The sequence below is a fragment of the Cellulomonas sp. KH9 genome, from assembly GCF_900114185.1.
GTDB lineage: Bacteria > Actinomycetota > Actinomycetes > Actinomycetales > Cellulomonadaceae > Cellulomonas.
Window position 1 is genome coordinate 728,136 of record NZ_FOSE01000002.1, and the last position, 22,759, is coordinate 750,894.

Annotated in this window: 19 protein-coding genes; 4 read left to right on the forward strand and 15 right to left on the reverse strand. The window is 76.1% G+C overall.

Annotated features, from left to right (window positions below; all coding sequences use genetic code 11):
• Positions 1 to 48 precede the first annotated feature (48 nt).
• On the forward strand, positions 49 to 795 hold the full coding sequence (locus BMZ16_RS09335) for a maleylpyruvate isomerase family mycothiol-dependent enzyme (protein ID WP_089799678.1): 747 nt from the start codon (positions 49 to 51) through the stop codon (positions 793 to 795).
• Between the two features lies 1 nt (position 796).
• On the opposite strand, the gene BMZ16_RS09340 is transcribed toward BMZ16_RS09335, so the two are convergent.
• The 3 genes from BMZ16_RS09340 to BMZ16_RS09350 are packed head-to-tail and all read right to left on the reverse strand — an operon-like array spanning position 797 to position 4,145.
• Positions 797 to 1,636: a transglutaminase family protein gene (locus BMZ16_RS09340; protein WP_089799681.1), complete on the reverse strand. Its 840-nt coding sequence runs from the start codon at positions 1,634 to 1,636 to the stop codon at positions 797 to 799.
• Positions 1,633 to 2,562: an alpha-E domain-containing protein gene (locus BMZ16_RS09345; RefSeq protein WP_089799684.1), complete on the reverse strand. Its 930-nt coding sequence runs from the start codon at positions 2,560 to 2,562 to the stop codon at positions 1,633 to 1,635. The genes BMZ16_RS09340 and BMZ16_RS09345 overlap by 4 nt, the downstream gene beginning before the upstream one ends.
• A complete protein-coding gene (locus BMZ16_RS09350; protein ID WP_089799686.1) occupies positions 2,556 to 4,145 on the reverse strand; it encodes a circularly permuted type 2 ATP-grasp protein in 1,590 nt (529 codons plus the stop codon). The genes BMZ16_RS09345 and BMZ16_RS09350 overlap by 7 nt, the downstream gene beginning before the upstream one ends.
• A 127-nt stretch (positions 4,146 to 4,272) precedes the next feature.
• Here BMZ16_RS09350 and BMZ16_RS09355 point away from each other — a divergent pair, with 127 nt between their 5' ends.
• Complete coding sequence (locus tag BMZ16_RS09355) at positions 4,273 to 4,734, forward strand: type II toxin-antitoxin system PemK/MazF family toxin (RefSeq protein ID WP_369822518.1); 462 nt, start codon at positions 4,273 to 4,275, stop codon at positions 4,732 to 4,734.
• 144 nt (positions 4,735 to 4,878) lie between these two features.
• Complete coding sequence (gene rpsT / locus BMZ16_RS09360) at positions 4,879 to 5,139, forward strand: 30S ribosomal protein S20 (RefSeq protein WP_089799688.1); 261 nt, start codon at positions 4,879 to 4,881, stop codon at positions 5,137 to 5,139.
• A gap of 121 nt (positions 5,140 to 5,260) precedes the next feature.
• Here the strand turns inward: rpsT and BMZ16_RS09365 are convergent, their stop codons facing one another.
• Both BMZ16_RS09365 and BMZ16_RS19730 read right to left on the reverse strand, forming a co-directional pair.
• A complete protein-coding gene (locus BMZ16_RS09365) occupies positions 5,261 to 6,589 on the reverse strand; it encodes a helix-turn-helix domain-containing protein (protein ID WP_089799690.1) in 1,329 nt (442 codons plus the stop codon).
• A gap of 196 nt (positions 6,590 to 6,785) precedes the next feature.
• Positions 6,786 to 6,911 (reverse strand): hypothetical protein, encoded by a 126-nt coding sequence (locus tag BMZ16_RS19730; protein WP_255366490.1) that lies wholly within the window; start codon positions 6,909 to 6,911, stop codon positions 6,786 to 6,788.
• Between the two features lie 195 nt (positions 6,912 to 7,106).
• Here BMZ16_RS19730 and BMZ16_RS09370 point away from each other — a divergent pair, with 195 nt between their 5' ends.
• Positions 7,107 to 7,835: an EAL domain-containing protein gene (locus BMZ16_RS09370; RefSeq protein WP_089799692.1), complete on the forward strand. Its 729-nt coding sequence runs from the start codon at positions 7,107 to 7,109 to the stop codon at positions 7,833 to 7,835.
• 164 nt (positions 7,836 to 7,999) lie between these two features.
• Here BMZ16_RS09370 and holA read toward each other — a convergent pair whose 3' ends face one another.
• From holA to BMZ16_RS09420, 10 genes are all read right to left on the reverse strand, one after another.
• The gene (gene holA / locus BMZ16_RS09375; protein WP_089800047.1) at positions 8,000 to 8,965 is read right to left on the reverse strand and encodes a DNA polymerase III subunit delta; all 966 of its coding nucleotides are present in this window, start codon (positions 8,963 to 8,965) and stop codon (positions 8,000 to 8,002) included.
• A gap of 130 nt (positions 8,966 to 9,095) precedes the next feature.
• On the reverse strand, positions 9,096 to 10,610 hold the full coding sequence (locus BMZ16_RS09380) for a ComEC/Rec2 family competence protein (RefSeq protein WP_089799694.1): 1,515 nt from the start codon (positions 10,608 to 10,610) through the stop codon (positions 9,096 to 9,098).
• Entirely contained in the window at positions 10,607 to 11,545 is a 939-nt protein-coding gene (locus BMZ16_RS09385) for a helix-hairpin-helix domain-containing protein (protein WP_255366491.1), read from the reverse strand. Before BMZ16_RS09385 ends, BMZ16_RS09380 begins: the two co-directional genes overlap by 4 nt.
• A gap of 135 nt (positions 11,546 to 11,680) precedes the next feature.
• Entirely contained in the window at positions 11,681 to 12,655 is a 975-nt protein-coding gene (locus tag BMZ16_RS09390; protein ID WP_089799697.1) for a DegV family protein, read from the reverse strand.
• Positions 12,652 to 15,567: a leucine--tRNA ligase gene (gene leuS / locus BMZ16_RS09395; protein ID WP_089799699.1), complete on the reverse strand. Its 2,916-nt coding sequence runs from the start codon at positions 15,565 to 15,567 to the stop codon at positions 12,652 to 12,654. Before leuS ends, BMZ16_RS09390 begins: the two co-directional genes overlap by 4 nt.
• Before the next feature lie 76 nt (positions 15,568 to 15,643).
• Positions 15,644 to 16,336 carry a metal-dependent transcriptional regulator gene (locus BMZ16_RS09400; RefSeq protein ID WP_089799701.1) on the reverse strand — a complete coding sequence of 231 codons (693 nt, stop codon included), beginning with the start codon at positions 16,334 to 16,336 and terminating at the stop codon, positions 15,644 to 15,646.
• A 19-nt stretch (positions 16,337 to 16,355) separates the two neighbouring features.
• Positions 16,356 to 17,993, reverse strand: a complete 1,638-nt coding sequence (locus BMZ16_RS19535; protein ID WP_143082783.1) for a D-alanyl-D-alanine carboxypeptidase family protein — start codon at positions 17,991 to 17,993, stop codon at positions 16,356 to 16,358.
• A gap of 130 nt (positions 17,994 to 18,123) precedes the next feature.
• Positions 18,124 to 20,130, reverse strand: a complete 2,007-nt coding sequence (locus BMZ16_RS09410; protein WP_143082784.1) for a metallophosphoesterase family protein — start codon at positions 20,128 to 20,130, stop codon at positions 18,124 to 18,126.
• Positions 20,131 to 20,168: 38 nt separating this feature from the next.
• Positions 20,169 to 20,960 carry an LLM class F420-dependent oxidoreductase gene (locus tag BMZ16_RS09415; protein WP_089799705.1) on the reverse strand — a complete coding sequence of 264 codons (792 nt, stop codon included), beginning with the start codon at positions 20,958 to 20,960 and terminating at the stop codon, positions 20,169 to 20,171.
• A 52-nt stretch (positions 20,961 to 21,012) separates the two neighbouring features.
• Positions 21,013 to 22,731: a hypothetical protein gene (locus BMZ16_RS09420; RefSeq protein ID WP_255366493.1), complete on the reverse strand. Its 1,719-nt coding sequence runs from the start codon at positions 22,729 to 22,731 to the stop codon at positions 21,013 to 21,015.
• Between the last annotated feature and the right edge of the window lie 28 nt (positions 22,732 to 22,759).

Sequence of the window (22,759 nt, forward strand, 5' to 3'; positions counted from 1 at the left end):
GCGGACCCGACCCTGTCGGGTGTCGGCGGCGGACACCACCATGGTCCCATGACACGCGACCTGGGCGACGCAGCCGCGTCGACCGCACCGGGCCACGTCCCGACGTCCGGCCCGGACCTGGCGACGTTGGCCGCGCTGCAGGAGCGGTTCCGCGCGAGCATCGGCGAGGTGGCGGCCGACGTGCCGGTGCCGTGGTGCGGACGGTGGCGCGTGCGGCACCTCGTGGTGCACCTCGCCCGGATCCACCACTGGGCCGCCGGGCAGGCCCGCCGCCACCAGGAGACCCCGCTCGGCCGCGGGCCGTTCGTCCTGGACGACCTGTACACCGCGCAGGCGGCCGAGCTGTACGACACCCTCGCGGCCCTCGACCCGGCCGCACCCGCGTGGACCCTCGACGACAGCGGGGTCGTGCGGTTCTGGCACCGTCGCCAGGTCCACGAGACGCTGGTGCACCTGTGGGACCTGCGGACGGCCGGCGCCCTGCCGCTGGACGTCGCACCCGCTCTGTGGGCCGACACCGTCGACGAGGTCGTGACCGTCATGCACCCGCGCCAGGTGCGGCTCGGACGCGTGGCCGTACCCGGGCGGCCGATCGCCCTGGTCGCGGGCGACGCCGGCCGCGCGTGGGCGACGACGGCCGATGCCGCGACGGAGCCCGCGGCCGAGGTCACCGGACCGGCGGGCGCGCTGGCGCTGCTGCTGTGGGGCCGCACGACACCCGACGACCCGGCCCTGCGCGTCGAGGGCGACCGCGCGGCCCTCGACGCGCTGCTGGCGGGCCGCACCACGCCCTGAGCTACGCCTCGCGCGTGATCCGCACCTGCACCTGCAGGTCCTGCGTGCGCGGCCCGGCGAAGATCCCGCGCAGCGGCGGCACGTCGTCGTAGCACCGTCCGCGTCCGAGCACGACGTGGTGCTCACCCGCGCGGACCCGGTTGGTCGGGTCGTAGCCGCACCACTCCCCGGTCCACCACTCCACCCAGGCGTGCGACTCCCCCGTGACCGTCGCCCCGATCTCGCCCGACGAGTCCGGGTGCAGGTAGCCCGAGACGTACCGCGCGGGGATGCCGATGGCGCGCAGCGCCCCCAGCGCCAGGTGGGCCATGTCCTGGCACACACCCGTGCGCTTGGCCCACGCCTCCGCGGCGGGGGTGTGCACGGACGTGACGCCGGGGATGTACTCCATCTCGTCGCGCAGCGCGTGGCACACGGCTTCCGCGGCGGCCGCGGGCGCGAGGTCCCCGGCGGCGCGGCGCGCGAGCTCGACGACCTCCTGCGGGGCGTCGGTCACCTCCGTGTCGGCCAGCTGCTCGGACAGCCGGTCGCGCACCTCGGGCCCGCGCAGCACGTCCCAGCCGACCGACGACGACTTCGCCGGCCGCTCGGCCACCTCGACCAGGTGCTCGGCCGTCAGCAGCAGGGAACGGTGGGGCGCGAGCACCTCGAACGCCGTGACCTGCGTGCCCCAGTAGTCCCGGTAGTCGTGCGTCCACGTCTGCGGCTGGATCTCCAGCCGCGTCTCGAGGACCGACTGGCCCGCCTGGGACAGGGGCGTCATGCGGGCCTCGTTGTACGAGGCGACGACCGGGTCCGCGTACCGGAACGTGGACGTGTGGACGATCCGCAGGCGGCTCACAGCGCCTCCCCCACCCATGTCAGCTCAGCCCCGGACGGGAAGTACCGCCCGCGGATCGCGTCCGACGCGGCCGAGCACGCACGCTGCACGCGCTCCATCTCCCGCGGCAGCGCGTCGATGATCTCCAGCAGCGGCCGGTACTCCAGGCTCGTGCGCACGTGCCCGATGTGCCGACGTGCGTCGTCGATGGTCGCGCGGTCGGCGATCGGCTCCAGTGCCGCGAGCGACGCCTCCGCCTCGTTCAGGGCGTAGACGATGGACCGCGGGAACAGACGGTCGAGCAGCAGGAAGCCCGCCGCGCGCTCGTCGGACGCGTTGCCGCGGTAGGTGCGCAGGAAGGCCTCGTGCGCCCCGCACGAGCGCAGCAGCGTCGCCCAGCTCGGCCCGGCCGACCCGGCCAGCGCGCGCGTCGTCAGCAGGCGCGCCGTCATGTCCGCCCGTTCGATCGACCGCCCCAGGACCATGAAGTGCCAGGTCTCGTCCCGGGACGTCGTGGACTCCATGATCCCGGTGACGATCGCGGCACGCTCGCGCACCCAGGTGAAGTAGTCGTGCGGGCGGGCCGGACGCATCTGGGACGGCAGCTGGTTCCAGCTGGTGTTGAGGCACTCCCACAGCTCGGTCGAGACGATCTCCCGCGCCCGGCGCGCGTTCTCGCGGGCGGCCACCAGGGCCCCGGCGATCGACGACGGCGAGAACCGGTCGTACGCCAGGATGTCCAGGACGTGCTCACGCCCCACCTCGAGGTCGTCGGGCGGCGCCGGACGGTCCATGACCGACAGCAGCGAGCGGCAGGCCAGGTCCTCCTCGGCCCACGGGTCCTCGAGCAGGATCTGCACGTGGACGTCGAGCAGCCGGGCGGTGTCGTCGGCCCGCTCGACGTACCGGCCGATCCAGAACAGCGACTCGGCGATGCGGCTCAGCACGTCGCACCCCCGGTCGTCCGCTGCTGCTGCTGTTGCTGTTGCTGCATGACCTGGACGCGGGCGTCGGACGGGTTGGAGTCGATCGGCACGGAGGCGTCCTTCGGGACCGCCTGCGGCCGCGACTGGCTCTGCGTCTGCGCGCGGCGCGGGACGCGGCCGCCCAGGACCCAGGTGTCCTTGGAGCCGCCGCCCTGCGAGGAGTTGACGACCAGCTGCCCCTCCGGCAGCGCCACCCGGGTCAGGCCGCCGGGCAGCACGTAGACCGAGTCGCCGTCGTTCACGGCGAACGGCCGCAGGTCGACGTGCCGCGGGCGCAGGCCGTCGTCCACGAGCGTCGGGACGGTCGAGAGCTGGACGACCGGCTGCGCGATCCAGCCGCGCGGGTCCTCGCGCAGCCGGGCGCGCAGCACGTCGAGCTCGGCGCGGGTCGCTCGCGGCCCGACGACCAGGCCCTTGCCGCCCGACCCGTCGACCGGCTTGACGACGAGCTCGTGCAGGCGGTCGAGCACCTCCTCGAGGGCGCCCGGGTCCTCGAGCCGCCACGTGTCCACGTTGGGCAGGATCGGCTCCTCGCCCAGGTGGTACCGGATGAGGTCGGGGACGTAGGTGTAGAGCAGCTTGTCGTCCGCGACGCCGTTGCCGACGGCGTTGGCGATGGTGACGTTGCCGAGGCGCGCGCAGGTCATGATGCCCGGGCAGCCCAGCAGCGAGTCGGACCGGAACGTCACGGGGTCGATGAACTCGTCGTCGACCCGCCGGTAGATGACGTCGACGCGGCGCCGCCCCTGGGTCGTGCGCATCCACACCCGGCCGCCGGACACGTACAGGTCCCGCCCCTCGACGAGCTCGACGCCCATCGTCCGGGCGAGGAGCGTGTGCTCGAAGTACGCCGAGTTGAAGACGCCCGGTGTCAGGACGACCACCGTGGGGTCGTCGACGCCGTGCGGCGCCGCCGCGGTGAGCGCCGCCAGCAGCCGACGCGAGTAGTCCACGACGGGCCGGATGCGCAGCGTGGCGAACAGCTCCGGGAACGTCTGCGCCATGGCGCGGCGGTTCGACAGCACGTAGCTGACGCCGGACGGCACCCGCACGTTGTCCTCGAGCACGCGCCAGCCCCCGAGGGAGTCCCGCACCAGGTCGATCCCGGAGACGTGCACGCGCACGCCGTTGGGCGGCTCGATGCCCCGCGCGGCCCGGTGGAAGTGGTTCGAGGAGACGACGACCGACCGCGGCACCACCCCGTCCGCGACCGACTTCTGCGGGCCGTAGACGTCCGCGAGGAACGCCTCCAGCGCCCGCACCCGCTGCGACACGCCGGGCGCGACGTGCTCCCACTCGTCACCCGCCATCACGCGCGGCACGACGTCCAGGGGGAACGGGCGCTCCTCCCCGGCGAAGTCGAACGTGACGCCCTGCTTGAGGTACGACCGCGCGAGGGTGTCCGCACGCGCCCGCAGCTCGCCCGCCGACAGCTGCGCGAGCGCCGAGTGCACGTGGCGGTACGCCGCACGGACCTCACCGTCCGGGCCGATCATCTCGTCCCACGCGGTACCCGCCGGGTAGTCGTCGAAGAGGTCGGCCATGGCGTGAATCTAGTCGGCCCGTGTCAACGTCGCGTTACGTGACGCGGTCGCCGCGACCTGGCGCCCGGCGCACGGCCCGCGCCGCCCGCACGGCGCCGTCGGCACGCCGCGGCTAGGCTCGCCGACCGTGACCGACGGCCGCCGACCCTCCGCCCTGCGGCGCGTCGTGCGTCGGCTCCTGCACCCGACGTCCCGCGGCACCCGGACGGTCCGCCCGACGTACGCGCCGAGCGCCGACGGCCGGCCCGACCCGGGTGAGGTCGTGTGGACCTGGGTGCCCTACGAGGACGACCCACGGCGGGGCAAGGACCGCCCGGTGCTCGTGCTGGCGGTCGAGGACGCCACCGTCGTCGCGCTCATGCTCACCAGCAAGGACCACGACCGGGACGCCGCCGACGAGGCGCGGCACGGGCGCGTCTGGCTCGACGTGGGCAGCGGTGCGTGGGACCCCCGGGGTCGACCGAGCGAGGTGCGGCTCGACCGGGTGCTGCGGCTCCCCGCCGACGACGTCCGCCGTGAGGGCGCCGCACTGGACCGCCGCCGGTACGACGAGGTCGTGGGTGCGGCCGGTCGGCTGCACGGCTGGTAGGATGTCGAACCGCGTGCCCGCCTGGGTCGGCGGGCGCGGGCGCAGGCCTTTCCCGAGGGTGTCCCCACGCCCCAGTCCTGGCGCTGCGCATGCCCTCTACGACCTGTCGGATCGCTCCGGCGACCTAACCAAGAGAGTCCACACGTGGCGAACATCAAGTCCCAGATCAAGCGCATCCGCACGAACGAGAAGGCCCGGCTGCGGAACAAGTCCGTCAAGTCCGAGCTCAAGACGTACGTGCGTCGCGTCCGCGAGGCCGTCGCCGGTGGCGACAAGGACGCGGCGAACGCTGCGCTCGCCGTCGCGGCGCGCAAGCTCGACAAGGCGGTGTCCAAGGGCGTGATCCACGCCAACCAGGCCGCCAACCGCAAGTCGGCGCTGTCGAAGGCCGTCAACGGCCTCTGAGGCCGACGCGCAGCTTCCACCTGCGCAGGGACCTCGACGTCCCGCACGAACGCCGGAAGGGCGGCACCCGCGAGGGGTGCCGCCCTTCCGCTGTGCTCGGAACCGGCGTCGCCGGACGTCGTCAGCCGCCCAGCGCCCACGTCTCGCGCGGCGCACCCGTCGGCACCGACGGGTGGAAGCCCGCCTCGCGCAGGGCACGGTCGAACGCCCGCGCCGCCGCGTCGACGTCGCCGCGACGGAGGTAGCGGTCACCCAGGTCACGCCAGACGCCGGCGGAGTACCGCGAGGCCGCCATCATGCCGAGCATGTCGGCCGCCCACTTGAACGACGCGGTCGCGCCCTCGTGGTCCCCGCGGGCGTCGAGCACGTCACCCAGCGCGACGTGCGCCGTGGCGGACTCCAGCCGGGGCGCGTCGCCCAGACCCTCCAGCGCCCGCCGCGCGTCGGCCTCGGCCGCACCCTCGTCGCCCAGGAGCAGGTGCGCCCGTGAGCGCTCGACCTGCAGGCGCGCGATGTCGAGCGCCGAGCCGACCGCGCTCACCCCCGGCTCCGCCCTGTCGATCTGCTCGAGCGCGGCCCGCGGGTCCGCCGGCTCGGAGCGCAGCAGGAGCCAGGCGTAGTTCACCCGCAGCCGGGGCAGGTCCCGGTCGGGCTCCCCCTCCGACAGCAGGGCGAGCGCCCGCTCCGTGTACCGCTGCGCAAGCTCGTAGTCCCGGCGCTGCTCGGCCACCAGCGCGGCGTTCCAGTACACGCTGCCCCGGCCGCGGGGCGTGCCGAGCGACTCCGCGAGCCGCACGAGCTCCGCCGCGCGGTGCGTCGCGTAGAGCAGGTCGCCGCGCTCGACGTACGCCCACAGCACGGTCGACGCGAGCCGCAGGTGCTCGTCGGTCCCGAGCAGGTCCGCGGTGTCGAGGTCCGCGAGCGTGACCTCCCCCACCTCGACCGCGCGGTGCAGGTCGCCCGCCTCGAGGTAGCAGCCGACCAGGGCCGTCGTGAGCGAGGCGGCGCGCAGGTGGTCGGGGCGCTCCCGTGTCTCGGCCAGCAGCGGCTCGAGCAGGGCGATCGCCGTCTCCAGTTCACCGAGCACCTCGTGGGCGCAGGCGAGCGTGGTGAGCGCCTCGACGCGCAGCACGGGCGTGACCACGGTGAGGTCCAGCGCGTCGATGCGCCGGACCGCGCCGGCGGCGTCGCCGCTGGCCAGGTCGAGCCGCGCGTAGTCGAGCTCGAGCCGGGTCCGCGCCTCGTTGGGGCCGTCCTCGCCGTGCTTGAGGAACTCGAGCGTCGTGCCGAGACGCTCCGCCAGCACACCGAGCGCGGCGTCCGTCGGTTCCCGGTGGCCGGCCTCGATGAGAGAGATGTAGCTGGGCGAGAACGCGTTGCCCGCCAGCGCCGTCTGGGAGAGCCCGCAGGCCAGCCGCGCCTCGCGCACGCGGTCACCGATCGTCGTCATGAGAAGTCATTGTACGTATGACGTTCGTGAAAGCCATCCCCCTGGCGATTCACGGCCGACGTTCACCCTCCGGGGTTGCGCGGCGCGCCGGGCCGGGCACGACAAGGTGCCGGCCCGGCGCGCGACGCGGACCGCCGGCGCGGCGTGACCGATCACCGCCGACCGGTCGCCGACCCGCGTCCGACGGGGAGCGCGATCAGAGGGCCTTGCAGCACCCGCTCGCGCCGCCGTAGATCGAGACCGACGCGGTGGCGGCAGGAACGCCGACGACGAGCGAACCGGCGATGGCGAGGACGGCGAGTGCACTGGTGAGGGGCTTCATGGTCGTTCTCCTGTCAGAGGGCTTCGTGCTCCCTGGGGGACGTGGGCTCGACGGCCCGCCAGGTCGGGACGCGTCGCCGACAGGGTGACACACCGGCAGGATCCGCGCGAACACCCGTGCACCCGAACGGGTCGGGCGGATTTCCACCCTCTCGACACGTGATCACCCGTACGCACCTGTGGTGTCATAGGGCCCATGACATCGGACGACCAGGACGCGACGCTCGCCCGGATCGGCGCGGCGGTCGATGCGGCGATCCCCCGCGCGCTGCGGCGCGCCTGGGAGCAGCACCTGGCGCACGATCCCGTGCTCGTCGCCCGGCAGGGCATCTACTCGACGCACGGCCGGCCCTTCGCGTACCAGCTCTCCTACCGTGCGCCCGGCCACCACCCGGACCTCGCCCGCACCTGGGACCGGGCCGCCCACGAGCACGCCACGGACCACGTGCTGCGCGCCACGTTCGGGCGCGCCGACCTCGAGCAGGTGGCGCACGGGCGCCTGCTGTTCGTCCGCTGCCCCCGGGCGCACCTGCTGGGCGAGCTCCCGGTGCCCGCACGCCCGGACCGCCTGGTGATCGAGGTCAGCAGCACGGCCGAGGTCGACGCCGCGGCCCTGGCGGGGCTGCGTCGGCTCCGTGAGCAGGGATTCCGCATCGCGCTGCCGGCCTTCGCCGACCGTCCGGAGCAGCGGCGCCTGCTGCCGCACGCGGACTTCGTCAAGGTGGACGTGCGCGACCTGGACGTCGAGGGCGACCCCGTGGTCCGTGTCGCGCGCTCGTTCGGCGCGATGCTCGTCGCGGAGTACGTCGAGTCGCCCGAGGTGCTGCGCCACGCGCGCGACCTGGGGTTCACGCTCTTCCAGGGCAACCTGATCGAGCGGGCCGGCGTCCTCGACCGCGCCGGGGCGCGCCTCGTCGGGCACTGACGTCCGCTCCCCGCGGACGCGCCCTGTCGGCAGGGTCCCGGGGCGTGTCACGACCGTGCGCGGACGGACGAGTCCGTACGGGTGAGCGCCCGGTGGGCCCAGTCACAGGCGGGTGCCCCGGGCACCTGGTGCGGACATGACCGCCAGGCGCGCGGGTCCACGCGTCAGCGGTCGACCGCCGCCGCGACCCGCAGCACCGCACGCTCCACCGCGAACCGCGGGTCGCGTCCCTCGCCCTTGACCTCCGCGTCGGCCTGCGCCACCGCGGAGATGGCGACGGCCAGGCCCTCGGGGCTCCAGCGCCGCAGGTCCTGCGCCGCACGGTCCACCTGCCAGGGGGCCATGCCCAGCTCCCGTGCGGCAGCGGCGCCCCGCCCGCGGACCGCGCCCACCTTCGCCAGCGTGCGCAGCCGCGCGGCGACCGCCGCGACGACCGGCACCGGGTCCAGCCCCGTCGCCATGGCGTGCCGCAGCAGCGCGACGGCCCGGCCCGCGTCCCCGGCGACCGCGGCGTCGGCGACCTGGAAGCCCGTCGCCTCGACACGCCCGCCGTGGTACCGCTGGACGGCCTCCTCGCCGATCACGCCGGTCGTGTCCGCCACGAGCTGCGCGCACGCGGCCGCCAGCTCCCGCAGGTCCGAGCCGACCGCGTCCACCAGAGCCCGCACGCCGCGACCGTCGGCGCGCCGGCCGGCCCGGCGCAGCTCCTCGGTGACGAACGCGGTCTTGTCCGCGTCCGTACGGACCTGGTCGCACGCGACCGTGGGGACCTGCTCCCGCTTCGCCGCGTCGAGCAGCCGCTTGCCCCGCTGACCGCCGCCGTGCCGGAGCACGACGACGACGTCGGGCACCGGCGCCGCCAGGTACGCCTCGGCGTCGAGCAGGAGCGCGTCCCCCGCACGCTCCACCCCCTCGACGAGCACGACCTTGGCCTCCGCGAAGAGCGAGGGACTGGTCAGGACGCTCAGCTCGCCCTGCGCGTAGGTGGCGGCGTCGACCCGGGTCACCTCGACCTCCGGGTCGGTCTCGCGGACCTGCGCGACGATGCGCTCGCACGCACGGTCGGCCAGCAGGCCCTCCGGGCCGGCGACGAGGACCACGGGAGCCGGCGCCGCCTGCGTCCACGGCACGCCGCCCGACGAGCCGGCGGACCGCCCGCGCGACGAGCCGGCGGTGCTGCGGGACGGACGTGCGGGTGTACGGGCGGCCACGGCACCAGCCTGCCACGTGCCGGGGACATCCCCGCCCGTCCCGCACCCGTCACCGGGGGGCCGCGGGCCGCAGCGTCAGGGCCGCGGCGGCCGCGGCGACCAGGAGCGCGCAGACCGCTCCCCCGACCCCCGGCCACCACGGCAGGGCGGCGCCCGGCAGGCCGGCCGACCACCGCGCGACCGCGGCGATCCACCAGCAGGCCGCCCCCGCCCCCGCGCCGGTGACGTCGGCGGCCCACGGCCAGGCGCTGGCCAGTGCGGCGGCGAGCAGGCCGAGCACCGTCGCGGGCGCGACGGCCGGGGCGACCGCCACGTTCGCGAGCACCGCCCACGGGCCGAAGGTCGGCCAGACCGCCAGCGTCACCGGCAGGCACCCGAGCTGCGCGGCGACGGGGGCGGCGAGCAGGGCGGCGACCGGTCGGCCGCAGCGCGGCGCCCACCGGTCGACGAGCGGCGAACCGAGCACCACGAGGCCGGCGGTCGCCGCGACCGACAGCGCGAACCCCACGTCGACCGCCAGCCACGGGTCGACGACGAGCAGCGCGACGACCGCTGTGCCGAGCGCCGCCGGTCCGGCGGCGCGGCGCCCGGCGAGCAGGCCCACCAGGCCCACCGCTCCCATCACGGCCGCCCGCAGGACGCTCGGCGCCGGCCCCACCACGAGCAGCAGCGCGGCACCCGCGGACGCCACCAGGCCCAGGCGCACGGCCCGGGGTGCCCGCGCCGCGGCCGCCCCGGCCAGCACGATCGCACCGACGATCGCGAAGTGGGCACCGGAGACGGCCATGACGTGCGCGAGCCCGGCCGCGCGCATCGCGACCGCGAGGTCGGCGGGGACGGCGCCGGTGTCACCGACCGTCACAGCCGGCAGCAGCCCGCGCACGTCGGGTGGCAGGGGCGCGGCCACGGCGCGGGCCCCGTCGCGCACCCCCGCCGCCCACGCCCGGACCCCGCGCGGCGACGCGGTGACCACCGGCGCCTCCGCGGAGCGCAGGGTGACGGCGGTGCGGACGCCGGCGCTCCCCGGCGACGGCACGCCCCGCACGCGCACGACCGCGTCGAGCTCCGCACCCGCCGGAGCCAGGACGTCGACCGGTGCACGCACCCGGTGCCACGTGCCGTCCACGCGGACGGCCGACGCGGTGACGGTGAGCCGGGCGCCACCGCCGACCACCGACCGGGGGGCCGTGGACACCCGGCCCGTCAGCTCGACCGTCGCACGCTCGTGCGCGGCCCGCAGCAGGACGTCCGGCGCACGGGCCTGCTGGCCGACCGCCCCGGCCAGCAGGACCACGGCCGCCGTCACCACGGCCAGCACCAGCGCGGGCAGCAGTCCACCGGGTCGCCCGGTCGCGGGCCCGTCGTCCACGGCGCGTGGCCGGGCCACCCGGCGGACTCCGGCCACCAGCACGGCCACGACCGCGACGGCGACCACGGCACCCGGCACCGCGGCGGTCCGGGCGACGACGTCGGGGGCGTGCACGACCACGGCTCCGGCACCCCACGCGGCGACCGCCGGCGGGAGCATCCGCAGGTCGACCGGTCCCGCGGCACCCGCGCTCACACGCGGACCCGCGCGCGCAGGTCCGCGAGCAGCGCGGGGCCGATCCCCGTCACGTCGTCGAGGTCGTCGACGGTGGTGAAGGGGTGCTCCGTCCGGTGCTGCACGATGCGCTCCGCCAGCACCGGGCCCACCCCGGGCAGGCCCTCGAGCGTCGCGGCGTCGGCCGTGTTGAGGTCGACCAGCCCGTCCGCGGCGGTGTCCGCGGCGGTGGTGCCGCCGGTCGCGAGGGGCACGGCCCCCACGACCGGCACGACCAGCTGCTCCCCGTCGGTCAGGACGCGCGCCAGGTTGACGCCCGCCAGGTCGGCACCCGGGGCGCTGCCCCCGACCGCGTCGACGGCCTCGCCCACCCGCGCCCCGCGCGCGAGCCGGACGACCCCCGGTCGCACGACCGCCCCGACCACGTGCACCACGACCTCGTCGCCCGCGCCGTCCGGGGACGCCGCCCCCTGCCCTGCTCCCGGCACGCCGTCCTGCGGCACGGCGGAGGTCCCCGCCACCGCGGGGGTCGGCAGCCGGACCGGCTCTCCCCGGGGCGCCGCGACCGCGCGCAGCACGATGCCACCGGCGACCAGACCCAGGACCAGGACCGCCGCTCCCGCGGCCCGCCAGCCCGGCACCCACCGCACCCGGGGGGCCGCGGGCGGTGACCCGGGGGACGCGGCGGCGAGCGCCGCCCGCACGTCGGGACGCCACCGCTCGGGCGACGGCTCCTCGGCCCCGTCGTCCACGGGGGCCTCGTCAGGGGCACCGTCGGGGCGAGGGGTCCAGCCGCCGGGAGTGCCGTCGTCGCGGGCGGGACCGGACGCCACCGCGCCCGGCAGGAGGTGCCAGGCCGGGTGGTCAGGGGCGACCGGTCGGCGCGGGGCGGACGTCAGGGCCGCGAGGCGGTGCGCGACGTCGGGCGGGACGCGGCGGCGGTCGAGGGGCGGCACCGTCGCGACGCTAGGGGCATCCGTGCCGCCCCCTCGAGGACGAGGGCCCGACGGTGGGTCGTGCGGCGCACCGCGGGCCTGGGGTCGGCTCGTCGGCCGCCTGCGGGGACGCCGGGCCGCAGGCGCACCGGGTTGCTACGCGTCGCTGACGACGACCGCCAGCAGACCGGGACCCACGTGCGCGGCGAGCACCGCGCCCGCGTCGGCCACGACGACCTCGCCGACCGCGGGACCCGCCGCCTGCGCCAGGCGTGCGGCCACGTCGTCCGCGACGTCCGACGGGCCCACGTGGTGCACGGCGACCCGGGCGCCGGGCCTGTCGGCCAGCTCCGCGAGCGCCAGCTGCTCCAGGCGCTCGCGCGCCACCCGCCGGGTGCGGACCTTCTCGCAGACCACGAGCCGGCCGTCCTGGACGGTCAGCAGCGGACGCAGACCCAGCACGGTGCCCAGCGCCGCGGCCGCCGTCCCCAGCCGCCCGCCGCGGCGCAGGTGCTCCAGGGAGTCGACGAGGAACCACACCCGGCTGCTCGTCGCGGTCGCCGTCGCCACGTCGGCGACCTGCTCGGCGTCCGGCCACCGGAGGGTGGCCGTCCGGTGGACGGTGCGCGCCACCCACCGCCGCACGGTGCCGCCGACGCCGTCCTCCGGGTCGGCGTCGCCCGGCTCGTCCGGCAGCGGTGTCGCCGCGTACCGCGCCGCGGCCACCGCGGCGAACCCGAGCCCGAGTGCAGCGGTCCGCGAGTCGACCACCCGCACGGGCACCGGGCTGACCGTCGCCGCGGTCCGTGCCGAGCGCACCGTCCCCGACATCTCGCCGGACAGGTGGACCGACACGATCGCGTGGGCGCCGTCGGCGGCCGCCTGCTCGTACGCGGCCGCGAACGCCGAGGGCGGCGGCTGCGACGTCGTGACCCGGGACCCGCGCGCGAGCGCGTGCAGCAGCTGCTCGGGCGTGACGTCGACGCCCTCGGCGTACCGGGCGCCGTCGATGCTCACCTCGAGCGGCACCACGTGCACACCGACGTCCGCCGCCAGGCCCGGGGGCAGCGCGGCCGTGGAGTCGGTGACGACCGCGACGCGGGACGCGTGCCGGCCCGTCGCGGGGCTCAGGAAGGCACCACGTTGACGAGCCGGGGCGCGCGCACGACCACCGTGCGCACGTCGCGGCCTGCGAGGGCGCGCTGCACGCCGGCGTCCGCGAGCGCGAGCTCGCGCAGCGCGTCCTCACCGATCGACGCCGAGACCTCCGCGCGCCCGCGCACCTTGCCCTGCACCTGGAACACGCAGGTCACGGTGTCCTCGACCAGGTACTGCGGGTCGGCCTGCGGGAACGCCGCGTGCACCACGGACTCGTCGTGGCCGAGCCGCGCCCACAGCTCCTCGGTGACGTGCGGCGCCACCGGGGCCGTCATGACGACGAGCGCCTCGACCACCGGGCGCGGGCTGCGCTCGAGCGTCGTCAGGTGGTTGTTGAGGACGATGAGCTTGGCGATCGCGGTGTTGATCCGCATGCCCTCCATGTCCGCGCGCACGTCGGCGATCGTGCGGTGCAGCAGGCGCAGGGTCTCCGCCGAGGGCTCGTCGTCGGACACCACGAGCTCGCCCGTGGTCTCGTCGACGACGTTGCGCCACAGCCGCTGCAGGAACCGCTGCGCGCCGACCACGGCCCGCGTCTCCCACGGCCGCGACAGGTCGAGCGGGCCCATCGACATCTCGTAGACGCGCAGCGTGTCCGCGCCGTACGCCTCGTACATCTCGTCGGGCGACACGGCGTTCTTCAGCGACTTGCCGATCTTGCCGTACTCCCGGTTCACGGGGCGGCCGTCCCACGTGAAGCCGGTCGGCGACGACTCGTCCTCCACGACCTCGGCGGCCGGCACGTACACGCCCCGCTCGTCGGTGTAGGCGTACGCCTGGATGTAACCCTGGTTGAAGAGCTTGTGGAAGGGCTCCGAGCTGCGCACGTGGCCCAGGTCGTACAGGACCTTGTGCCAGAACCGGGCGTACAGCAGGTGCAGGACGGCGTGCTCGACGCCGCCGACGTACAGGTCCACGCCGCCCGTGGAGCCGGCCGGCTGCTCGCCGTGGCCCGGGCCCATCCAGTACTCCTCGAGCACCGGGTCGACCAGGGCGTCACCGGAGTGCGGGTCCAGGTAGCGCAGGTAGTACCAGCACGAGCCGGCCCAGTTGGGCATGGTGTTGGCGTCGCGGCGGTAGCGCTTGGGCCCGTCGCCCAGGTCCAGCTCGACGTGCAGCCAGTCGGTGTTGCGGCCCAGCGGCGGCTCCGGCTCGGAGTCCGCGTCGTCCGGGTCGTAGGTGCGCGGCGAGAAGTCCGGCACCTCGGGCAGCTCGACGGGCAGGGCCGAGTCCGGCAGCGCGATCGGGTGGTCGTGCTCGTCGTAGACGATCGGGAAGGGCTCGCCCCAGTAGCGCTGCCGGCTGAACAGCCAGTCGCGCAGGCGGTAGGTGACCGTCCGCTCCCCCGCGCCGCGGGCCGCGAGCCAGTCGACGATGCGGTCCTTGGCATCGGCGACGTCCAGGCCGTCCAGGCTGATCTCGTCGTTGGACGAGTTGATGACCGCCCCGTCGCCCGTGCGGGCGCCCGGCGGGGTGCCCTCGGGTGCGTCGACGGTGTAGACGACCGGCAGCCCGAACGCCTCGGCGAACTGGAAGTCGCGCTCGTCGCCGCCGGGCACGGCCATGATCGCCCCGGTGCCGTAGCCCATGAGCACGTAGTCGGCGGTGAAGACGGGCAGCAGCTCGCCGTTCACCGGGTTCGCCGCCAGGTGGCCCGTGAAGACGCCCGTCTTGCGGCCGGCGTCCTGCTGGCGCTCCACGGCGGTCTTGGCGGCCGCCTGCCGGCGGTAGTCCGCCACGGCGTCCACCGGCGAGGCGTGCCCGCCCGTCCAGGCGTCCGACGTGCCGTCGGGCCACGCCTGCGGCACCTCGTCGAGCAGCGGGTGCTCGGGCGAGACGACGAGGAACGTGGCGCCGAACAGCGTGTCGGGCCGCGTCGTGAAGACCTCGACCTCCTCGCCGCCCTGCACCGCGAACCGCACGCGCGCACCCGTCGAGCGGCCGATCCAGTGCCGCTGCATCGCCTTGACCTTCTCGGGCCAGTCGATGCGCTCCAGGTCGTCGGTCAGGCGGTCGGCGTAGGCCGTGATCCGCATGTTCCACTGGCGCAGGCTGCGCTGGAACACCGGCATGTTGCCGCGCTCCGAGCGGCCGTCGGCCGTGACCTCCTCGTTCGCCAGGACCGTGCCCAGCCCGGGCGCCCAGTTCACGGGCGTCTCGGACAGGTAGGCCAGGCGCCGGCTGTCGATGACGCGCCGACGCGTCGCCTCGTCGAGGTCCGCCCACGTCGCGTCCGCGGTCACGCCCTCGACGTCGGTCGGCAGCGCGCGCGTGCCCGCGGCGTACTCCTCGACCAGCTCGGACACCGGGCGCGCCCGGCCCGTGCCGCCGTCGGGTCGCGGGGCGTCCTCGTCGTACCAGGACTCGAAGATCTGCAGGAAGATCCACTGCGTCCAGCGCACGTAGTCCGGGTCGATGGTCGCGAACGACCGGCGCGGGTCGTGCGCCAGGCCCAGGCGGCGCAGCTGGCGCTGCATGATCGCGATGTTCGCCTCGGTCGTGACGCGCGGGTGCTGGCCCGTCTGCACGGCGAACTGCTCGGCGGGCAGCCCGAAGGCGTCGAACCCCAGCGCGTGCAGGACGTTGTCCCCGCACATGCGCCGGAACCGGCCCACCACGTCGGTGGCGATGTACCCCAGGGGGTGGCCGATGTGCAGCCCGGCGCCCGACGGGTACGGGAACATGTCCATCACGAAGAAGGGCCGCGCGGCCGGGTCGGCGTGCCGGCCCTGGCCGTCCGTGAGCGGACCCACCGGGTTGGGCGTGAAGTACGTGCCGCGCTTCTCCCACTCGTCCTGCCAGCGCAGCTCGATCTCCTGCGCGAGGGCGGCGGTGTAACGGAACGGGACGTCGTCGGGGGTCGGGTTCGGGGACTGGTCGCTCACCCGTGAATCGTACCGAGGGCCGGGGCGGGGCGACGTCAGGCCCACGACGCCGGACGGGCGACGTCGGCGTGCGGCCTCAGGGCCGCCCGGTGAGCCAGATCGCGCAGGCCGCGACCTCACCCAGCTCCACGCGCTCCGGACGGCCGTCGACCTGGACGCTGACGACACCGGTCACGGCGCGTCGCTCGTCGAGCACGACCGGCGCGTCCAGCACCAGGCCGACGCCCTCGAGGTACCGCAGGAGCTCGGGGTCCGCGTCGGAGATCCGTGCGACCCGGTAGTCGCCCGGCTCGACCTCCCACATGACGCGGGCGTCAGGCAGGTGGACGGTGCCGTCGGCGGCGGGGATCGGGTCGCCGTGCGGGTCCCGGTCGGGGTGGCCCAGGAGGTCGGCGACCCGCTCGACGAACCGGTCGCTGACGGCGTGCTCGAGCACCTCGGCCTCGTCGTGCACCTCGTCCCAGCCGTAGCCGAGCCGCTCGACCAGGTAGGTCTCGATGAGGCGGTGCCGGCGCACCATCGCCAGGGCGTGCGCCCGGCCCGCCGCGGTCAGCTCCACCGCGCCGTACGGCCGGTGCGAGACCAGCCCGGCGTCGACGAGACGCTTCACGGTCTCCGACACGGTCGACGGGCCGACACCCAGGCGCCCGGCCAGCAGCTTGGTCGTCACGGGGGCGTCCGACCACTCCTGCGCCCCCCAGATGACCTTGAGGTAGTCCTGGGTCACCGCGCTGAGGTCGGCGGCCGCGGGGGCGGGGCTCTGCTTCACGCCGCCCAGCGTAGAGGGCTCAGGAGCCGTCGACGCTCCAGTGCCACGGCTCCCCCGGCAGGTTCGTCAGGCCGTACGTCGCCGCGTGCTCCACGAGCCACGCGTACCCGGGAGAACCGGCGGACAGGGACCGGCCACCGCCGGTGAAGTCGATCGCCAGACCCCGCTCGTGCCGTGAGCTGCCCGGCCGGGCGGTGCTCGGGGAGCACGCCGAGGCGGGCTTGTCGTAGATGTCAGCGTCGGACGGGCCGCAGTGCGCGCGGCGCAGCGCGATCTGCTGCTCGGGGCTGCGCCAGCCGCCCCCGCCGAGCTCCACCCCGTCGGCGCGCGCCGCGGTCACCAGCGCGTCGACCGCGCCCGCCAGGCACGGGTGGACGCGGATGCCGCTGCTGGTGCGCACGACGTCCGCCTCGGCCACGGGCCCCTCGACGAGGGCGCAGTCGGTCGGCTGCGCCCCGGGCGCCGGTCCAGCGTCCACGGGTGCGGCCGCGAGGCCGTCCGGCACGGGCACCTGCCACGGCACCTCGCCGTCGGGCGTGACGAGGAGCACCGCCCGCTCCTCGAGCACGAGCCGCGCCCCGGTCCTGCCGGCCGTGCCCGTCGACCAGACCGGTGCGCCGGCGCCGTCCAGCAGCACGAGGTCGCCGTCCTCCTGCAGCCGCACGGACGCCGCGCCGTCCGTGGGCGAGGACCAGAACGGCTCGCCGTCCCAGGAGGCGACCAGCGCACCGTCGCGGACCGCCAGCCCGAGGTGCCCCGACGGGGAGCCGAGCGACCCGTCCGCGGCGACCTGACCGCCCGGCTCGAGCGCCGACGGTCCGATGGGCGTGCTCGAGCTCCACACGGGGGCACCCGCCGCGTCCAGCAGGACGAGGTTGCCGTCGTCCTGCAGCGTCAGCGTCGCCGGCCCGTGCCCGGCCGTGCGGCTGCGCCAGACCTGGGCGCCGTCCGCGTCGAGCGCGACGAGGTTGCCGTCCTCGCGCAGCTCGAGCGCCACGGCGGTCGCGCGGGGCGCCGCCGAGGGCGACGGCCGCGGGGTGGGCGTCGCGCCGGCCCGCTGCGACCGCCCGCTCGACGACCCGTCGGACTCCTCGGGACGGGCCGGGGCCTGCGGCGCCCACCGCACGGTGCCGTCCGGCCCCATGAGCTGCACCCCGTCGGGTCCGATCAGGAGCGTGTGCCGGCCGTCCGGCGACGAGAGCAGGTCGTCCCCGGCCAGGCGACCGGGACCGGTGAGCGACGACGGGGCCTGCGCGGTCCCGCTGCTCCACAGCACCGCGCCGTCGGCACCCTGCACGACGAGGTCGCCGTCGTCCTGCAGGCGCAGCGTGCCGCCGGAGCCGCCCGTCCCGGTGCTCCACAGCACGGCGCCGTCGGGGGCCACGAGCCGGACGTCGCCGGTGGCGTCGGTGCTGAGGACGGAGCCCGCGACACCGCGACCCGTCGTCCACCGCACGACGTCGTCCAGCGCGTACATGCCGACCGAACCGTCCGGCTGCATGACGAGCACCTGCGCGCCGCCCGGCGCGAGCAGGGCCTGACCGGGGGCCAGCTGCTCACCGGGTCGCAGGACGTCCTCGCCAGGCCCGGCCAGCGCGGGCAGGGCGCCGGCCAGCACCAACCCTGCGGTGACCACCACGATCGCGACACGTCGCACGCGCACTCCCCCCGGCTCACCGCGCGGCGCTCCCCTGGGCCGGCGTGGTGGCTCGGGTCCAGGCGATCATCTGCGTCACGGATGCGCAACCCGTTGCGCCGGATTCGTCCCCCTGACCCCGGCCCCGCGCTCAGCCGTCCTGCGCATCGGCTCCGCCGTCCGGGGTCGCGCCCGGGCCCTCCTGGGGGTCACGACCGACCGTCCCGTCGCCCGGCGCACCGCCGTCCTGGTCGGTCGCGTCGTCGGCGTCGCCCAGCGCGGGCAGCGGCCACGGCTGCGGGCTGCCGACCGTGACGGTCGCATCGGGCGCGACCCGCACGACCTGCAGGTCCAGCAGCCGGCGTGACTCCGGGTCGAACCGCAGCACGGTCATCTCGGCCACCCCGCGCAGCGGGCCGACGGTCGGCTGGTTGAGGGTGGCACCCGCGGTGCTCCCCGAGATGTACCGGACGCCCGACCCGACCTGCTCCGGACCCGACCGGCGGTGCAGGTGCCCGGAGACCTGCGCGGGGACGCACCCCGCCTCGAGCGCCTCGTCGCCCACCGCCGGGGTGTGGACCAGGAGCAGGTCGACCGCCCCGTCCTCGCACGCCGTCTCGGCGAGCCGCTCCCCCGCCTCCGCCACCGTCTCGTCGGCGGCCGACGCGGTGCCGCCGGCGCCCACGCGGGTCTCGTTGGGGTCGCTGTCACCGAGGATGCGGACCCCGGCGACGTCGATCACGGACCCGTCGAGCACGGTGGCGCCGGCACGCGCGTAGTTCGCGGTCGTCTCGCGCGAGTCGTGGTTGCCCGGCGACGTCACCAGCGCCACCCCCGGCGGGACGGCACGCGCGAACGACGTCACGCAGTACTGCTCGACGGACGTCCCGTTCATGGTCGTGTCGCCCGCGTCGAGCACGGCTGCTGCACCGGAGAGGCGCGCGAGCGTGCCGATCAGCGGGGCCATCCCGACGTTGCAGTGCAGGTCGGACACGACGACCAGCACCACCGGCTCGACCTCCGGCTCGGGCTCGGCGGACGGCGTGCGGCTCGGGAGCGACGCGCTCGGACGCGCCGTCGCGGTGACGTCCTCGCCCGCCGCACCCGTCAGCGCGTCCCCGCCTGCGTCCGCCCCGTCCGGGATGCCGTCCTGACCGTCGCCGGCACCGCCCCCGACACCGTCGGGGGACGCGCCGGCGTCGCCGTCGCTGCCCGCCCCCTCGGCTCCGTCCCCGCCCGTCCCCGTGCCGTCGTCGCCGGCCGCACGCTGCGCGGCCTCCTGCGCGGCCTGCTCGGCGAGCAGCAGCGCCTCCTGGGCCTCCCAGTCCTCCCACGCCAGGACGAGCGCGTCGTCGGCCGCCCGGTAGAACTCCTCGTTCTGCCGCCAGGCGTCCACCGCGTAGGCGCCGTAGGTGTCGATGACACCGCCCAGCCTGCCGGTGACGCGGGCGCCCTCCAGCGGGGTGCCGTCGAAGACGGCCGAGGCGAGCTGCGCCGGCTCCTGCCGCTCGTGGGGGCCGACGCTCGACGTGAGCACCGTCGTGCCGACCACGACGGCGAGGCCGCCGGCAGCCAGCGGGCGGGCGTGCGCGGCGAGCTGCTCCGTGAGCTCGCGCCGCCGCGGGCCGCCGAGCAGCGCACGTCCCAGCCAGAAGACGACCACGAGCACGACGAACGCCGCCCCGGACCGCAGCAGCGCGTCCCGCACGAGGGCGTTCGCGACGTCCTGCACGGCCGCGGCCGGGCCGGAGAAGAAGGCCACGTACGCGTTGAGGTCCTCCCCGAGCGCCTGCAGGGTGCGCGCCTCGCCGAGCTCGGTGACGGACGCCGGGATCTCCTGCACGGTCGCCCGCAGGCCGAGGGTCGCCGGCAGCGGCGAGTCGAGCTGGAGCGTGCCGAGCGGGCCGAAGTCGATCGTCACCGTCGCGTCGGTCGTGACGTCGTAGCGCGTCACGTGGGGCCCGAGGGACGCCTGCACGCTCGCGGTCGTCACACCGAAGACGACGGACACCAGGACGCCCGCCACGACGAGCCCGATCGCCGACCACCACCCGTGCCGGGGCCGCCACCGGCGCACCGCGCGCAGCACCCGCACGACGTGTCGACGCGCACGCAGCAGCCGGCCGGGCGCCGGCACGTCGTTCGTCGGACCTCCCACGCGGCGAGCCTAGACGCGACCGCCCGGTGCGCTCGGCGTCAGGCGCGCGCGTCGCGCCAGCGCACCCAGCGCTCCGCCTCGCTCAGGTCGTAGTCCGGTCCGCTCGCGCCGCACGTGAACAGCCGCACGCCCGCGGCGTAGAGCTCGTCCCCGACCTGCTCCGGGTCCGACCCGTCGACGCCCAGCGACCGCGTGACGAGCGCAGCGGTGTCCCGCCCGACGGCCGCGCCGTGCTCGTCGAGGATCGCGCTCTTGCGTCGCAGCGTGTCCACGTCGCCGAACGAGTGCCAGATGTCGGCGTGCTCCGCGACGATCCGCAGCGTCTTGCGCTCACCGCCGCCGCCGATCATCACCGGGATGTCGCGGGTCGGTGCGGGGTTCATCGCCGCCCAGCGCGACCGGATCCGCGGCATCGCCTGCGCCAGGTCGGCGATCCGCGACCCCGCGGTGCCGAACTCGTAGCCGTACTCCGTGTAGTCGCGCTCGAACCAGCCGGCGCCGATGCCGAGGATCAGCCGGCCGCCGCTGATGTGGTCGACCGTGCGGGCCATGTCGGCCAGCAGGTCCGGGTTCCGGTACGAGTTGCACGTGACGAGCGCGCCGATCTCGACGCGGCTCGTCTGCTCGGCCCAGGCACCCAGCATCGTCCAGCACTCGAAGTGCTTGCCGTCGGGCTCCCCGCTGAGGGGGAAGAAGTGGTCCCAGTTGAACACCACGTCCACGCCGATGTCCTCGGCACGGCGCACCGCGTCCCGGATCTGCGCGTAGTCGGCGTGCTGGGGCTGGATCTGGACGCCGACGCGCACGTCGGTCGCGGGGGTCTGGGTCACCGGGACACGGTAGCGCCGCGACGCGCGGCGGGCGCGGCGGGCCCGGCGCGGGTCACTGGTAGGTGACCAGGTCGGGGACGGGCTCCACGCGGTACGTCGCGGCCGGGTCGAGCATCGGCAGGTCCTCGTCGTAGAAGTTCTTCCAGCCCCAGTGCACCGGCGGCGCGCCGGCGCGCAGCGCGGCCCACGTGCCGGCCTTGGCACCCTGGGTGCCCTGCCCGTCGACATGGATCAGCGGGGCCAGCTCGTCGAACGACGTGTCCAGCCGCTCCCGCTCGGTGATCATGCGCAGCGAGAACTGGTGCAGCACGAACATCTTCTGCGGCAGCGCCCGCTCCCGCGTGAAGCCCGCCAGCCAGGCGGCCGTCGCGTTCACCTCGTCGATGCCGACGGAGCCGATCTGGCGCAGGTGCACCTGGTCGGGGGCGAGCCGCCACTCGGGGTCGAGCGCGAGCCCCACGTGGGGCAGCTCGAGGAGTTCGGCGTACGCCTGCGCCTGGGTGACGAAGTCGGTGCGCCCGGGCTGCAGGTCCAGCAGGACGTACTGCCCCGCGGCGGCCGCCGCGTCGACCAGCGGGCGCAGGTCGTCGACCGCCCGGCGGCGCGAGTACGTCTGGTCGTCCTCCGGCCCGGCCGAGGCGATGGTCGCGATGATCTCGACCGCGGGCACGACGGTGTCGGACGTCAGGTCCGCGTACATCGCCGCGTGCTCCTGCGCGCGGGCGACGGTCGCGGGGACGTCCTGCTCCCCCAGCACCCCGAGCGCACCCGACCCGGGCGTGCCGTAGAGCGCCACGTACTTCTTGCCGGGCTGCCCCGCGACCGCGGGGAACACCAGCTGGCCGCCACCCGGGAGCTCGACGCCGGTCCGCGCGGTCGCCACGCGGGCGGCCAGCAGGTCCGACTGCCCGAAGGTCGGCCCGAACGCGACGACGGCCGCCGGGTCGGCCTGCGCCAGCGCCTGCACCGTGGCCGTGGTGGCCCGCGGGTCGCCCCCGGGCACGTCGAGCACGTCGACGTCGAGCGCGCGCAGGGTCGCCAGCGCCGCGGTCGGCACGGGGCCGTCCGCGAGCGCGAGCACGTCCGGCACCGCCGCGGGCGTGGTCGACGGGAGGCCGGCCGGGGCGGGTGTCGCGGACGGCGTCGCCGACGGGGCGGGCTGCGTCGGGGCGGCGGGCGCCGGCGCCCCGTCGAGGACCAGGACGGCGGGTTCCGGACCGGCGAGGGCGCGGACGGCGTCGACCTCCCCGCCGACGGGCACGGGCGTGGCCGGGCCGAACCGGTGACCGGTCGCGGCGGCGAGCGCGGCGCCGTCGGCCCCGGACGGCACCCGCACGCGCACGACGTCGGCGGGCAGCGCGTCGTCCGGGACGTCGCCCACCACCAGGAGGTGGGCGGCGCCCAGGCGCGCCAGCTCGGCGCGGACGTCGGCGCCACCGCCCGCGAGCAGCAGCGGGGCACCGAGGGCGACCGCCGCGGTGGCCCCCGTGAGCCCGCCGGCGACGTCGCCCGCTGCCGCCACGACGGCGACCGGCGCCGCGTCGAGCAGGGCGGCCGAGGTGCTCGCCGCGGCCGTCGCCTCGTCCCCGTCGACGACCGTGGCCGCTGCCGGACGCGCCGCGGGGACCACGGAGAGCGCGGCCGAGGCCGTGGGCGTGGTCGCCTCCGTGGGGGCGGCGCCGGGCGTGCCCGCCGTGCAGGCCGCGAGCACCCCGAGGAGCAGCACGACCACGCACCCGCGCACCCGCGCACCGCCGCCGAGACCCGCCACGACCACCTCACCTCCCGGGCACGGACGC